The sequence below is a fragment of the Variovorax beijingensis genome, assembly GCF_003951285.1.
Taxonomy (GTDB): Bacteria; Pseudomonadota; Gammaproteobacteria; order Burkholderiales; family Burkholderiaceae_C; genus Variovorax; species Variovorax beijingensis.
Genome location: NZ_RXFQ01000006.1, coordinates 257,780 through 270,374 on the forward strand (window position 1 = coordinate 257,780; position 12,595 = coordinate 270,374).

Genomic DNA, 12,595 nt, shown 5'->3' on the forward strand with positions numbered 1-12,595 from the left:
GCTCGCCCGACGGCTCAGCCCTTGGAGAGCAGCCCGCCCAGCGCGGCTTCGATGACCAGGCCCAGCAGCGAATAGATCAGCGAGCCGATCAGCGCCGCCACGAAGCCGCTGACCTGGAAGCCGGACAAGAGGCCCGATGCGGCCCAGAACAGCAGCGCGTTGATCACGAACAGGAACAGCCCGAGCGTGACGATGGTGACCGGCAGCGTCAGCACCACCAGCACCGGCCGCACGACCATGTTGAGCAGGCCGATGACGGCCGCGGCAATCAGCGCGGAGCCGAAGCTGTTGACCTGGACGCCGCTGTAGAGATAAGCCACCGCCAGCAGCGCGACGGCGCTGAGCAGCCATTTGATGATGATGCGCATGCGGCGCAGGATACCCCAGAGCCCCCAAAACAACGAGCCCCGGCGCGTTGCCGCACCGGGGCTCGTTGACACGTTGACGGGGGGCGGTTCGCCCTTATTCGGCCAGCTCGTTCGCAAGCACCAGCAGCGCACCCATGCCCATCACGGCGCCGGGAAAGGCCCAGCCCGATTGGCGCGGCGGCGCCTGGTCGAGCGTGACCGGCTCCAGGTCGACGCCGATCTTGGGGCGGCGCGCGTCGACCACGAGCGTGGCCGAATGCTCGCGCTTGAGCTGCTGCGTGAGGTCGGTCAGCGGGCCCTTGGCCAGCACCGGCGTCACCTGTCCGCCATTGCGTTCGAGCAGCGGCAGCAGCTGCGCCTGCACCTTGCTGAACCACTTGGCGCGCCAGTTCTCGCGCGCGCTGTGGCTCACCCACTTGCTGATGCGGTGCGTCATGCGCGGAGCGCAGGCCACGAGTACCCAATGGCGTGCCACGACGCTGCCGGCGTCCGGAGCAAGCTCGGCGAACTGCTCGGCCGCGTAGCCGGCGTCGTCGACGTACAGAATGACCTTTTCCATGGGTGCTCCTTCAAGTAGCTAGAGTGGCAGAGACCGGGCAGCAGGGGAAGAGCATTTTCGCCAAGCCCCTGCAGGCGGCCATCAGCTCGACGACGTTGCGGCTTCGGCCGGCTTCTGGCGAGCCTGGCGCAGGGCCACCCACTTGCCGATGGCCAGCACCAGCAGCGCGCCGGCAATGCCTGCGGCGTACCTGATGGTGTCGGTCTGAGGGAGCTTCGGCACCCAGGTCCAGGCGGCGGTGTTCGCCAGTGCGGGATCGGACACAGCCATGGTGCCGGCAATCCAGCCCAGCAGCATGCCGCCGAGCGTGATGATGATCGGGAAGCGGTCCATCAGCTTGATGACCAGCTGGCTGCCCCAGACGATGATCGGAATGCTCACCAGCAGGCCGAAGATCACCAGCGGCATCTGGTGGGCCTGGCCGGCGCCTTGCGCGGCACCGGCGATGGCAATCACGTTGTCCACGCTCATCACCAGGTCGGCCACGATCACGGTCTTGACCGCGCCCCACAGCTTGTCGCTGCTCTGGATGTTGCCGTGCGCGTCGTCATGGTCGGGCGCCAGCAGCTTGATGCCGATCCACACCAGCAGCGCGGCGCCGACCAGTTTCAGGAACGGAATGGCCAGCAGCGTGAGCGCGAAGAAGATCAATATGACCCGCAGCACGATGGCACCGGCCGTGCCCCAAAGGATGCCCTTGGTGCGCTGCGCGGGCGGCAGCTTGCGGCACGCCAGGGCAATGACGACGGCGTTGTCGCCACCGAGCAGGATGTCGATCATGATGATCTGACCGACCGCGACCCAGAATTCCGGGGTCATGAACTGTTCCATAGATTCCTCTTGTCTTCGCGCGGTCCGTCCATCCTAGGCTGGATGGCGCCGGTCCGGCGCATGCGTTGCATTTCGATCCATCCCGTGCAGGAATGTCGAAGCGATGGCGAAGACCGGGCGATGAAGACCGGGGATTTCTGGAACGCTTCGACCAAACCTGCGCAGGTTCAAATCGAAGGTCTTGCTCGACAGCGCGCACCCCGGGGGGTACGTGTTGCCCGGCAGGCCGGAAGTGTTGTGCTTCGTATTGACGACCTGTCGATTTCCGCCGTTGTGCGCGGCGGTCGGGAGCTACTCCCCTTCGTGGGCGGGATTAGAGCATCGCGGCCCCTGTTCTGGCAACCTGAAAATTTTTGGGCTTCAAAAAGAATGCTATCGAAGGCCTTATGAACAGGGGCTGCGGCGCTATGGGTTTTGCAGCCTCTATAACCTTCGGCTGACGTGGGACATTGCCGGACTATGATCGCCGCTCGCTGATTTTTCTCTCTTCATGGCCGCCATTCACATCACCGACATCGAGGCCGCCATCAACCATTGGCGGGAGAAAAGCCCCTCGCCCGACGGCATCACGCTGGCGCCCGAATTGCGCGCGCTGGCCGAGGTCTACGCGCTCATGGTGTTCCACCACGAGGACGAGGTCGACGAGTTCGGCTTTCCCGAAAAGGCCTGGGCCGCCTGGCTCGACTGGTACCACTCCACGCCTGACACCCCCTGCATCGCCATTTGCTCCACCAGCCAGGGCGACGACCAGTGCAAGGGCTGCGGGCGCAGCTTCGACGAGGTGCAGCACTGGCCCGCCATGACGCCGGCCGAAAAGCGCGTGACCTGGCGCCGCATCACCATGGAGGACTCGGCCTGGCGCTTCAACAAGTACGCCGAGCGTGCGCGCGAGGCCGAGCCCCCGCAGTGGCCCGACGATCCCGCCGAGCCCCTCGGCCCCGACGACACCCCCTGAACGAGGCCGCCCCATGCGCCGACTTGCCCAGGCTCCGAACCTCGCGATCGCGGTCCTGTGGGTGCATGCGCTGCGGGAGGAGGGCGTGGAGGCGACGGTGCAGCGCGAATACCTGGGCGCCGTCATGGGCCAGCTGCCGCCCGACCAGTGCCTGCCCGAGATCTGGATCGACGACGAAACACAGTTCGAGCGCGCACAGCAGGTGCTGCATGCGGCGCAGCATCGGCCGCAGCGCAACTGGCAGTGCGCCTGCGGCGAGCGCATCGAAGGCGGCTTCGAGCAGTGCTGGCACTGCGGCGCGATGATGCCGGTGGCCTGAGGCTACTTCCAGCGCAAGAGCTCGACGTCGATGCTGTGGGTGCCGTCGCCCAGCGTCAGCGTGTTCTCCTGGATCGTGGCCTGCAGCTGCATGCTGCGCTGCGCGAGCGCGGCCAGCGCCTGCGAGGCTTCCGTCGGCACCCGGTAGACCTGCAGGTTCTGCGGCCGCGTGAGCTTGTTCTCGATGCCGCGCCACCAGATCTCGGCGGCGTGGTTGAAGCAGTAGACGATCACCTCGTCCGCCTTGCCGCAGGCCTTGATGACGGGCTTGTCCTCGGGCTGGCCGACCTCGATCCACAGCTTGGTCTCGCCCGTGAAGTCGCGCAGCCAGACATCGGGCTCGTCCACGTTCGACAGGCCCGCGCCGAAGGCCAGCGTGCCGTCGCCGTTGCACACGTCCTGCAGCTTGTGCGCGTTGAGCGCGAGCGCGACGAGCCGGATCATCATCCGCTCGTCGGTCTCGCTCGGATGGCGCGCCAGGGTCAGCGCATGGTCGGCGTAGTAGCCGTGGTCGATGTCGGCCACCGCGAGGGCGGCCTTGAAGATGGTGGATTTGAGGGCCATGGGTGCGCGAGTGTATGCGCCCCCATGGGCCGCGTCAGAACGCCACCGAGGCCTGCAGGTACACCGTGCGCGGCTGGCCCACGTACTTGCCGCCGTTGTTGTCGACCGAGCGGTTGTAGTAGCGGCGGTCGAACAGGTTCTTGACGCCCACGGCCAGCTTCAGGTGGCTCATCGACGGGCCGAAGTCGTACGCGGCGCGCAGGTTCATGGTGGCGTAGCCCGGAATGTTGCCGAGCCGGCCGGTCGAGTCTTCCTGCGTGATGTACTGCGCGCCGTCGTCGGGCGAGCCCGGCGAACGCTGCTTCGACTGCGCGTACACGTCGGCATTGAAGGTCCACGGCCCGCGCTCGTAGCGCGCGCCGAGCGTGGCCACCTGGCGCGAGTAGAACGGCAGGTCGCGGCCGGCAAAGGCCCCGGCCTTGGCAATCGCCTGCGTGTAGGTGTAGGTCGCCGACACCGACAGGCCCTTGAGCGAGTCGCTCAGGCTGCCGAGCTGGTAGCGCAGCGCCGACTCCAGGCCGCGGTGCCGCGTGGCGCCCAGGTCGGTCCACTGGCCGACGTCGCCGGTGATGGAGCGGGCCAGCAGCAGTTCCTTGTCGAAGTTGATGTTGAACAGCGTCAGCTCGCCGCTCCAGGCCTCGCCCTTGTAGTGCGTGCCGATCTCGTAGGTCTTGGCCTTCTCGGGGTGCAGGCCGCTGGTGGACTGCGCGAGCTGCGCGTACTGCTGCGGCCCGAACGACACGCCGGCGTTCGCGAACACCGACCAGCGTTCGTTCATGCGGTAGAGCACGGACAGCGTCGGCAGCACTTCGTTGGAGTCGATCTTCGGATAGTTCGCGCCGGTGACCCGGCCGTTCGCAAGCGTGAAGACGTCGTTGTGCGAGCGGATCGATTCGTAGCGCACGCCGGGCGTGACCGTCCAGTTGCCGAAGTCGATGCGGTCGTCGATGTAGACGGCATGGGCGGTGGTGCCGCCCTTGCTGGACTGGTAGGCGGGCTGGGCGAGCGTGTAGGCGTCGAAGCCCGCGCTCGGCCGGTAGTAGGCGCTGCGCGTCGCCACTTCGGAGGCCTCTTCCTTGAGGTAGCGCGCGCCGACGCTGATCTCCTGCACCACGCTGCCCGAATCGATCAGGCGCGAGTAGCGCGGCTCGAAGGCGTAGGTCTTGTAGTTGCGCGGCGCCGAGGTCAGGCGCCGCCGGCCGGCGTTGGCGCCGGTGCCTTCCTGCTCGAGGTAGCTGCTGCGGTAGGAGTCCGTGTAGTAGCTCAGCATCTCGAACTTGTTCACGCCGTCGTCGTGCGTGTACTTGACCGAGCCGTCGGTGCGGCGTCCCGTGAATTCGTCGAACGGGCGGTCCGACTGGAACGGGTCGGCCGCGAACTGCGCGGTGGTCAGCCCGCCCGGCATGCGGCCCTTGCCCTCGAAGTGATGCAGCGTCACCGCGATGTCGTCGGTCTTCGACAGGCGGTAGGCGCCCTTGAGCATCAGGTCGTCGATGCTGGTGTGGTCGTTGCTCCGGCGAAAGCCGTCGCCGTGCGTGCCCGAATAGAGCAGCGCCAGGCCCAGGCCGTTCTCGTTGGTGCCGCCGATGAACAGGCTGGGCGTGGTCTTGAGGCCGCCGCCGTGGCTGGCCCTTTCAACGCCCACGCTCACTTCGCCCGCGAACTGCTTGGGAATCGAGCGCGTCACGAAGTTGATGATGCCGCCCACGTTCTGCGGGCCGTAGCGCACCGAGCCCGCGCCGCGCACCACGTCGACCGCTTCCAGGCTGCCGAGCGACAGCGGCGCCAGCGAAAGCTGCGGCTGGCCGTAGGGCGCATAGGCCAGCGGCACGCCGTCCAGCAGGATGGTCGAGCGCGGCGACAGCCGCGAGGTGAGGCCGCGCACGCCCACGTTGAGCGAGATGTCGCTGCCGCCCGTGCCGTTGCTCTCCTGCACCTGCACGCCGGGAACCTGGCGCAGCGCCTCGCGCACGCTGGTGGCGCCGCTTTCCTGGATCTGCGTGCGCTCGATGATGCTGCGCGCGCCCGGATGCTCGAGCACCTTGGTCTCGCTGGGCGTGCCGAGCCAGTCACCGGTGACGGTCACCGCCTCCAGCGACTTCGCGCCGGATGCGGAGCCGGCCGGCTCGGCTTCGGCCGCCAGGCTCTGGAAGCTGATGGGGAACAGCGCCATGACCAGCGCGGCGCACTTCTTTTGTTTGAACAAGGTTTCTCCTCGGAGATCGGTAAATCGAAAGCCGCGACGTTCCGCTCAGGAGCTCGTGCGGTTGTTGGCAAGGGCGATGTCGCGGGCTGCGGCGGCCACCGCGCGGCGCCGCCACCAGAGCCAGAGGCCGCTCAGGCCCAGGCCGCCGAGCGCCAGGCCGAGCAGCACGGTGATTGCCTGGTGCACCAGTCCGCCCAGCTCGCCCGTGTGCAGCGGGTAGATCACCACCACCGCGCCGCTGCCGGCGTCCAGGTCCTGCCAGCGGCGCACCGCCAGCACCTCGCCCGTGAGCGGATGCAGCCACACCGAGCTGATGCCGTTCGGATGCGGATCGTCGGGCAGCCGGAAGCGCACGCGCATCGGGCGGTCCGGCTTGGCGGGCACCTGGGCATAGCCGACCGGCTGGCCCGGAAACACCTGCCGGGCGCGGGCGACGAGTTCGTCGAGCGAGAGCCGCGGACCTGTTGCGGGGCCCTTCGGAACTACGGGCGGCTTGACCAGCTCCTGGCCCATGGCGGTGGAAATGAAGCCGCCGAGCGGCCGCCAGGCCATGTACGCGCCCGTGAAGATCGACACCGCGATCACCAGCCCGAGCACTGCGCCGCCGATCCGGTGCAGGTCGAACAGCCCGCGCAGCAGGCCGCGGTTCAGCACGATGCGCAGCGACGGCGGCCAGCGCGTGGGCCACCAGAGCACCAGGCCGGTGACCAGCAGGAAGAGGTAGGCCAGCGCCACGAAGGCCAGGATGCCCTTGCCCGTGTCTTCCAGCAGCAGGCTGCTGTGCAGCTCGAAGAGCAGGTTGTAGGCGCCTTCGTGCGAGCCGCGCCGGCCTTGCTCCGCGCCGGTGGCGGGGTCGAGATAGAGCGTGCCATCCCAGGGCCCGCGCACGTACACCCAGAGCGTCTCGTGCGGGGTGCGCGGCGGGCGCAGCGTGAAGCTGGTGCCGGGGCCGAACTCGGCCAGGATGCGCTGGCGCAGCGGTTCGAGCGGCAGCGCGGCCATTCCCGTTCTCGCATCGGCCGCGCTTCGCGCGACGAAGAGCGCGGGATGCGCGTAGCGGTCGATCGGCAAGGCCACCACCAGCACGGCGCCAAGCAGCGCCGTGAGGGCCAGGACCGGACCGAGCGAAAGGCCGATCCAGCGGTGAATCTTGAGCCAGAGACGTCTCAGGGGGGCGCGCAGCATGGACAACAGGGGCTTCGAAAGAGCCCCGTCTGGTTGTTGGCTGGCGCGCCGCACGGGGCGCGTTGGCTGGAAAGGGGGCACGGCACGAAGAAAACAGCCGCCCTCGGGCGGCTGCTGCATCGGCGTGCGGGAAGGCTAGATTCTACTGGCGAGCTCCGCGGCCTTGCCCACGTAGCTCGCGGGCGTCATGGCAAGCAGGCGTTCCTTTTCCGCTTCGGGAATGTCGAGCGAGCGGATCAGGCCGTGCAGCGCTTCGGCCGTCACGGTCTTGCCGCGCGTCACTTCCTTGAGCTGCTCGTAGGCGCCCTGCACGCCGAAGCGGCGCATCACCGTCTGGATCGGCTCGGCCAGCACTTCCCACGAGGCATCGAGGTCTTCGGCCAGCGCTTCCTCGTTGAGCTCCAGCTTGCCCAGGCCCGTGGCCAGGCTCGCGTAGGCCAGCGTGGCATAGCCGAAGGCCACGCCGATGTTGCGCAGCACCGTGCTGTCGGTCAGGTCGCGCTGCCAGCGGCTGATCGGCAGCTTCTCGCTCAGGTGGCGCAGCACCGCGTTGGCCAGGCCCAGGTTGCCCTCGGCATTCTCGAAGTCGATCGGGTTGACCTTGTGCGGCATCGTCGAGGAGCCGATCTCGCCCTTCTTGAGCCGCTGCTTGAAGTAGCCCAGGCTCACGTAGCCCCAGATGTCGCGCGAGAAGTCGATCAGGATGGTGTTGGCGCGCGCCACCGCGTCGAACAGCTCGGCCATGTAGTCGTGCGGCTCGATCTGGATGCTGTAGGGCTGGAAGCTCAGGCCCAGGCCGAGCGGCGCCGGCGTTTCGATGACCTTGCGGCTGAACGCCTCCCAGTCGAAGTCGGGCCAGGCCGCCAGGTGGGCGTTGTAGTTGCCCACGGCGCCGTTCATCTTGCCGAGCAGCTGCACCGAGGCGATCTGCGCGCGCGCCTTCGAAAGCCGCACCGCCACGTTGGCGATTTCCTTGCCCACGGTGGTCGGGCTGGCGGTCTGGCCGTGCGTGCGCGACAGCATCGAGACGCCGGCGAACTGGTGCGCCATTTCGCGCAGCTTGGCGATCAGCCCGTCGATGGCCGGCAGCATGACCTTCTCGCGTGCGGCCTGGATCTGCAGCGCATGGCTGGTGTTGTTGATGTCTTCGCTGGTGCAGGCAAAGTGCACGAACTCGGCGGCGGCCAGCAGCTCGGGCCGGGCTTCGAACTTGGACTTGATCCAGTATTCGACCGCCTTCACGTCGTGGTTGGTGGTCTTTTCGATGTCCTTGATGGCCAGCGCGTCAGCCTCCGAGAAGTGCGAAACCAAGCCCAGCAGGTACTTGCGGGCGCCGCCCGTGAGCGGCTTGAATTCGGCAAAGCCGCAGTCCGACAGCGCGATGAACCACGCCACTTCGACCTGCACGCGCCGGTGCATGTAGCCCTGTTCGCTCATCAGCGGGCGCAAGGCCGCGAGTTTGGCCGCATAGCGGCCATCAAGTGGGGAGAGGGCGGAAACGGTGGAGAAGCTCATTCCCCGAATTTTAGGTGGCTTGGCGCCGATGCACGTTTGCCACGGATCGGGGCCTGCTCCTTGGCCCTTCCCCTAAAATGAAGATGAACAAACGTCATCAATCCAAGGGGAGAGAGCTTTCATGAAACTGATCGGATCGGCCGCCAGCCCTTATGTGCGCAAGGTGCGCGTGGTGCTGGCCGAAAAGCGTCTCGACTACCAGTTCGTGATCGAGGACGTCTGGGCGGCCGACACCACCATCGCGCACTCCAACCCCCTCGGGAAAGTGCCTTGCCTCATCATGGAAGGCGGCGACGCGATGTTCGATTCGCGCGTGATCGTCGAATACCTCGACACCCTGTCCCCCGTGGGCAAGCTGATTCCCCAGCAGGGCCGCGAGCGCGCCGAGGTCAAGACCTGGGAAGCGCTGGCCGACGGCGTCATGGACGCCGGCGTGCTCTGGCGCCTGGAAGCCACCTGGTCCGGCCGCAGCGACGGCGAGCGCAGCGCCGCCTGGATCGAGCGCCAGCGCGCCAAGGTCGAAGGCGGCATCGCCGCCATGGCCAAGGGGCTGGCCGACAAGCCCTTTTGCAGCGGCATCCACCTGAGCCTCTCGGACATCGCCGTGGGCTGCGCGCTGGGCTGGCTGGGGCTGCGTTTTCCCGAGATCGACTGGCGCAACCGCCACTCCAACCTCGCAAAGTTGTACGACAAGCTGATGCTGCGGCCCAGCTTCATCGACACCCAACCATGAAAAAAGGCGCCAGAGGCGCCTTTTTCGTTTCAGGGCGCCGGTGTCTGCCGCGCCCCGCCCGTGCGGGAAATACAAAAATGCTGCGAGGCGCCCCGACGCGAAGGAGGGAGGGAGGGAGGAGGAGAAGAATCGCCTCGGGATTTCGACCAGACAAGACGCCTGGAAGACCTCGCAACATGAAAACTGGAAGGCATTTGCTGCCCTCGTCCGTTATGAGCACAGTGTGCCAGCCCGGTTCCCCCTCCAGTGGTAAACGTTTGTGACCGTTGGTTCACAGCGGCAAGGCCGTCAGCCCCCCGCCGCAAGTTGGCTCTCGATGACCTTGACGAAGGCGCTCTCGTCGGGCGCCGTCATGCTGGACCAGGCCTGCACCACTTTGCCGTCCCGCCCGATCAGGTATTTGTAGAAATTCCACTTCGGCGTGGTGCCGGAGGCCAGCGCGAGCTGCTTGAACAGCGGGTTGGCATTGGCGCCGCGCACCGACGACTTCGCGAACATCGGAAACTTCACGCCGAAGGTGCTTTCGCAGAAATCGGCGATTTCCTTGTTCGAGCCCGATTCCTGCGAGAAATCGTTGGACGGGAAGCCCAGCACCACCAGCCCGCGCGAGCGGTATTTGCTGTCCAGCGCCTCCAGCCCCTTGTATTGCGGGGTAAAGCCGCAGAAGCTCGCGGTGTTCACCACCAGCACCACCTTGCCCGCGTACTGGCACAGCGATTGTGGTTTTTCGTCCTGCAGCCGCGGGAAGGTGTGTTGCAGTGTGGGCGGGCAGGCCGCAGCGGCGGCGCCGTCGGCCGGGGCGGATGGCGCAGGAGAGGGTGTGGGAGAGGGGGCCTGGGCGACCGCCGTGCCAGCGGCAAGGAGGCATGCGGCCAGGGCGGCAGGGATTCGCATAAGGGGGCTCCTGAAGACAAAAAGGTGTGCATTTCGCGTCATAAGACCGCGCTTATCCACACATCATCGCGCGTCTGTCATGGGTGCGCCAAACGAGCCGACTAAAATCGACGGCCTTAGAAAGACTTTGATGCTTTATCCGGAACTCTTCAGACAACTCGAATCTGTCCGCTGGGACATGGACAAGGACATTCCCTGGCAGTCGTTCGATGCTTCGCTGCTGTCCGAAGAGCAGGCGCAGACCATCAAGATGAACGCCATCACCGAGTGGGCGGCGCTGCCGGCCACCGAGATGTTCCTGCGCGACAACCGCCACGATAGCGATTTTTCCGCTTTCATGTCGATCTGGTTCTTCGAGGAGCAGAAGCACTCGCTGGTGCTCATGGAGTACCTGAAGCGCTTCAGCCCCCAGCATGCGCCCACCGAGCAGGAGCTGCACGAAGTGCGCTTCGACTTCGACCCGGCCCCGCCGCTCGAAACCCTGATGCTGCATTTCTGCGGCGAGATCCGCCTCAACCACTGGTACCGCCGTGCCGCCCAGTGGCACACCGAGCCGGTCATCAAGCACATCTACACCACGCTGAGCCAGGACGAGGCCCGCCACGGCGGCGCCTACCTGCGCTACATGAAGCGCGCCATGGAAAAGTTCGGCGACGAGGCGCGCGCCGCCTTCACCAAGGTGGGCGTGCTGATGGCCAGCGCGCGCCGCACCGCCCAGGCGCTGCACCCGACCAACCTGCACGTCAACAAGGCGCTGTTCCCCAACGACACCATCCAGAGCCGCATGCCCGATCCCGACTGGCTCGAGCACTGGCTCGACAAGCAGATCAAGTTCGACGCGGTCTGGGAAAGCAAGGTCGGCGAACGCATCCTGCACAACCTGAGCCTCTTGATGAACCGCAGCTTCAAGACCGTGCAGGAACTCAACCGCTATCGCAAGGAACTGGCCGCCACGCTCGGCCCCAAGCCCGAATACCAGGGCGCATAGCGGCCGCCTGTCACAAACCCGGTGGGTCGCCCGTCTTGTGAGCATGGACGATCCCACCCTCGCCTTCGACAGCCACCGCCGCCGCCTGCAGGGCATCGCCTACCGAATGCTCGGCTCCGTCGCGGAGGCCGAGGAGGTGGTGCAGGACGCTTGGCTGCGCTGGCACGAGGCCGACAAGGCCGCCCTGGGCAGCGCCGAAGCCTGGCTGGTCACCGTCGTCACGCGCCTTTCGATCGACCGGCTGCGCGCCGCCAAGGTCCAGCGCGAGCACTACATCGGCGCCTGGATGCCCGAGCCCACGCTGACCGGCGGGCCGGACACCCCGGAGCAACTGCTCGAGCGCGCCGACAACATCTCCGTCGCCTTCCTGGCCGTGCTCGAGCGCCTGGCGCCCGAGGCGCGCGCGGCCTTCCTGCTGCGCGAAGTGTTCGATGCCGACTACGACGAAGTGGCCCGCACGCTCGGCAAGAGCGAGGCCGCCTGCCGGCAGCTGGTGCACCGTGCCAAGGCGCAGGTGCAGGAGGCCCGCCCGCGCTTCCAGGTGCCGCGCGAAACCCACGAGCGCCTGCTGCGCGCCTTTGCCGATGCGGCCGCGCGCGGCAGCCTGCAGGATCTGAAGGCGCTGATGGCGCAAGACGTGGAGCTCATCGGCGACGGCGGCGGTAAGGTGCAGAGTTTCAGCAAGGTCCTGCGCGGCAGCCAGCGGCTCGCGCAGCTGTACTTCGCGCTGTGGCGTCGCATGGGCGCCGCGGTGCGCATGGAACTGGTGGAGATCAACGGCGAGCCGGGGCTGTTGCGCTTCCTGGACGGCCAGCTCGAATCGGCCCAGACCTTCGAGATCGAGGGCGAGCGCATCGTGCGCGTCCGCGTGCAGCGCAACCCCGACAAGCTCGCGCGCATCGCGCAGCTCTATTCGCTGAAGTAATTTTCCGGCGGCGTGTCACAGGGCCGAGGGCTGGCCCGTCTTCAGTGGGTAGGAAGCAGATTTTTCAACCCAGACTCACTGGAGCATCTTCATGAACACGACCCCCCGCCTGAACTGGTTCAAGACCATCCCCAAGGCATTCGAAGCCATCCTGGCCGTCAGCGCCAGCATCGATTCGAGCACTGTCGGCAAGACAGTGCTCGATTTCGTCTTCGCGCGCGTCTCGCAGATCAATGGCTGTGCCTACTGCCTCGACATGCATGTGCGCGACCTGCGCAAGCAGGGCGAAGGATGGCAGCGCATCAACAGCCTGGCCACCTGGCGCGAGGTGAGCTTCTTCAACGAGCGCGAACGCGCGGCGCTGGCCTGGGCCGAATCGCTCACGCGGCTGGCCGACAACCACGATGAGCGCGAAGCCGAGTTCGCAGCCCTGAAGGCGCAGTTCAGCGACGTCGAGATCGCCGAGCTCACCGTGGCTGTCGCGCAGATCAACACCTGGAACCGCATCAACGTCGGCATGCGCATGCCGGTCGCCGTCAAGGCGCTGGACTGAA

Annotated in this window: 14 protein-coding genes; 6 read left to right on the plus strand and 8 right to left on the minus strand. The window is 66.7% G+C overall.

Annotation, left to right across the window (positions count from 1 at the left end; translation table 11 throughout):
• Positions 1-14: 14 nt before the first annotated feature.
• The 3 genes from EJO66_RS12640 to EJO66_RS12650 all read right to left on the minus strand — a co-directional run bounded on the left by EJO66_RS12640 (position 15) and on the right by EJO66_RS12650 (position 1,758).
• A complete protein-coding gene (locus EJO66_RS12640; protein WP_125965381.1) occupies positions 15-368 on the minus strand; it encodes a phage holin family protein in 354 nt (117 codons plus the stop codon).
• Between the two features lie 94 nt (positions 369-462).
• A complete protein-coding gene (locus tag EJO66_RS12645) occupies positions 463-927 on the minus strand; it encodes a hypothetical protein (RefSeq protein WP_125965382.1) in 465 nt (154 codons plus the stop codon).
• 81 nt (positions 928-1,008) lie between these two features.
• The gene (locus EJO66_RS12650) at positions 1,009-1,758 is read right to left on the minus strand and encodes a TerC family protein (protein WP_124959120.1); all 750 of its coding nucleotides are present in this window, start codon (positions 1,756-1,758) and stop codon (positions 1,009-1,011) included.
• A gap of 490 nt (positions 1,759-2,248) precedes the next feature.
• Between EJO66_RS12650 and EJO66_RS12655 the strand changes: the two genes are divergently transcribed.
• Both EJO66_RS12655 and EJO66_RS12660 read left to right on the plus strand, forming a co-directional pair.
• Complete coding sequence (locus EJO66_RS12655) at positions 2,249-2,713, plus strand: DUF3717 domain-containing protein (RefSeq protein ID WP_125965383.1); 465 nt, start codon at positions 2,249-2,251, stop codon at positions 2,711-2,713.
• Positions 2,714-2,726: 13 nt separating this feature from the next.
• Complete coding sequence (locus tag EJO66_RS12660) at positions 2,727-3,032, plus strand: putative signal transducing protein (protein WP_124959118.1); 306 nt, start codon at positions 2,727-2,729, stop codon at positions 3,030-3,032.
• Between the two features lie 2 nt (positions 3,033-3,034).
• Here EJO66_RS12660 and EJO66_RS12665 read toward each other — a convergent pair whose 3' ends face one another.
• From EJO66_RS12665 to purB, 4 genes are all read right to left on the minus strand, one after another.
• Positions 3,035-3,595, minus strand: a complete 561-nt coding sequence (locus EJO66_RS12665; RefSeq protein WP_028254001.1) for a YaeQ family protein — start codon at positions 3,593-3,595, stop codon at positions 3,035-3,037.
• A 34-nt stretch (positions 3,596-3,629) separates the two neighbouring features.
• Positions 3,630-5,768 (minus strand): TonB-dependent receptor family protein, encoded by a 2,139-nt coding sequence (locus EJO66_RS12670; RefSeq protein WP_420856686.1) that lies wholly within the window; start codon positions 5,766-5,768, stop codon positions 3,630-3,632.
• 78 nt (positions 5,769-5,846) lie between these two features.
• A complete protein-coding gene (locus EJO66_RS12675) occupies positions 5,847-6,986 on the minus strand; it encodes a PepSY-associated TM helix domain-containing protein (RefSeq protein WP_125965385.1) in 1,140 nt (379 codons plus the stop codon).
• Positions 6,987-7,121: 135 nt separating this feature from the next.
• Positions 7,122-8,501 carry an adenylosuccinate lyase gene (purB, locus tag EJO66_RS12680; protein WP_124959115.1) on the minus strand — a complete coding sequence of 460 codons (1,380 nt, stop codon included), beginning with the start codon at positions 8,499-8,501 and terminating at the stop codon, positions 7,122-7,124.
• 121 nt (positions 8,502-8,622) lie between these two features.
• Here purB and EJO66_RS12685 point away from each other — a divergent pair, with 121 nt between their 5' ends.
• Positions 8,623-9,234 carry a glutathione S-transferase N-terminal domain-containing protein gene (locus EJO66_RS12685; RefSeq protein ID WP_124959114.1) on the plus strand — a complete coding sequence of 204 codons (612 nt, stop codon included), beginning with the start codon at positions 8,623-8,625 and terminating at the stop codon, positions 9,232-9,234.
• A 288-nt stretch (positions 9,235-9,522) separates the two neighbouring features.
• Here the strand turns inward: EJO66_RS12685 and EJO66_RS12690 are convergent, their stop codons facing one another.
• Positions 9,523-10,128: a glutathione peroxidase gene (locus tag EJO66_RS12690; RefSeq protein WP_124959113.1), complete on the minus strand. Its 606-nt coding sequence runs from the start codon at positions 10,126-10,128 to the stop codon at positions 9,523-9,525.
• A gap of 130 nt (positions 10,129-10,258) precedes the next feature.
• On the opposite strand from EJO66_RS12690, the gene EJO66_RS12695 reads away from it, so the two are divergent.
• The 3 genes from EJO66_RS12695 (at position 10,259) to EJO66_RS12705 (ending at position 12,594) form a co-directional block, all read left to right on the plus strand.
• Positions 10,259-11,116 carry a ferritin family protein gene (locus EJO66_RS12695; RefSeq protein ID WP_124959112.1) on the plus strand — a complete coding sequence of 286 codons (858 nt, stop codon included), beginning with the start codon at positions 10,259-10,261 and terminating at the stop codon, positions 11,114-11,116.
• Positions 11,117-11,159: 43 nt separating this feature from the next.
• Positions 11,160-12,041 (plus strand): RNA polymerase sigma-70 factor, encoded by an 882-nt coding sequence (locus EJO66_RS12700; RefSeq protein ID WP_125965386.1) that lies wholly within the window; start codon positions 11,160-11,162, stop codon positions 12,039-12,041.
• 91 nt (positions 12,042-12,132) lie between these two features.
• Positions 12,133-12,594, plus strand: a complete 462-nt coding sequence (locus tag EJO66_RS12705; RefSeq protein ID WP_125965387.1) for a carboxymuconolactone decarboxylase family protein — start codon at positions 12,133-12,135, stop codon at positions 12,592-12,594.
• Position 12,595: the final 1 nt, after the last annotated feature.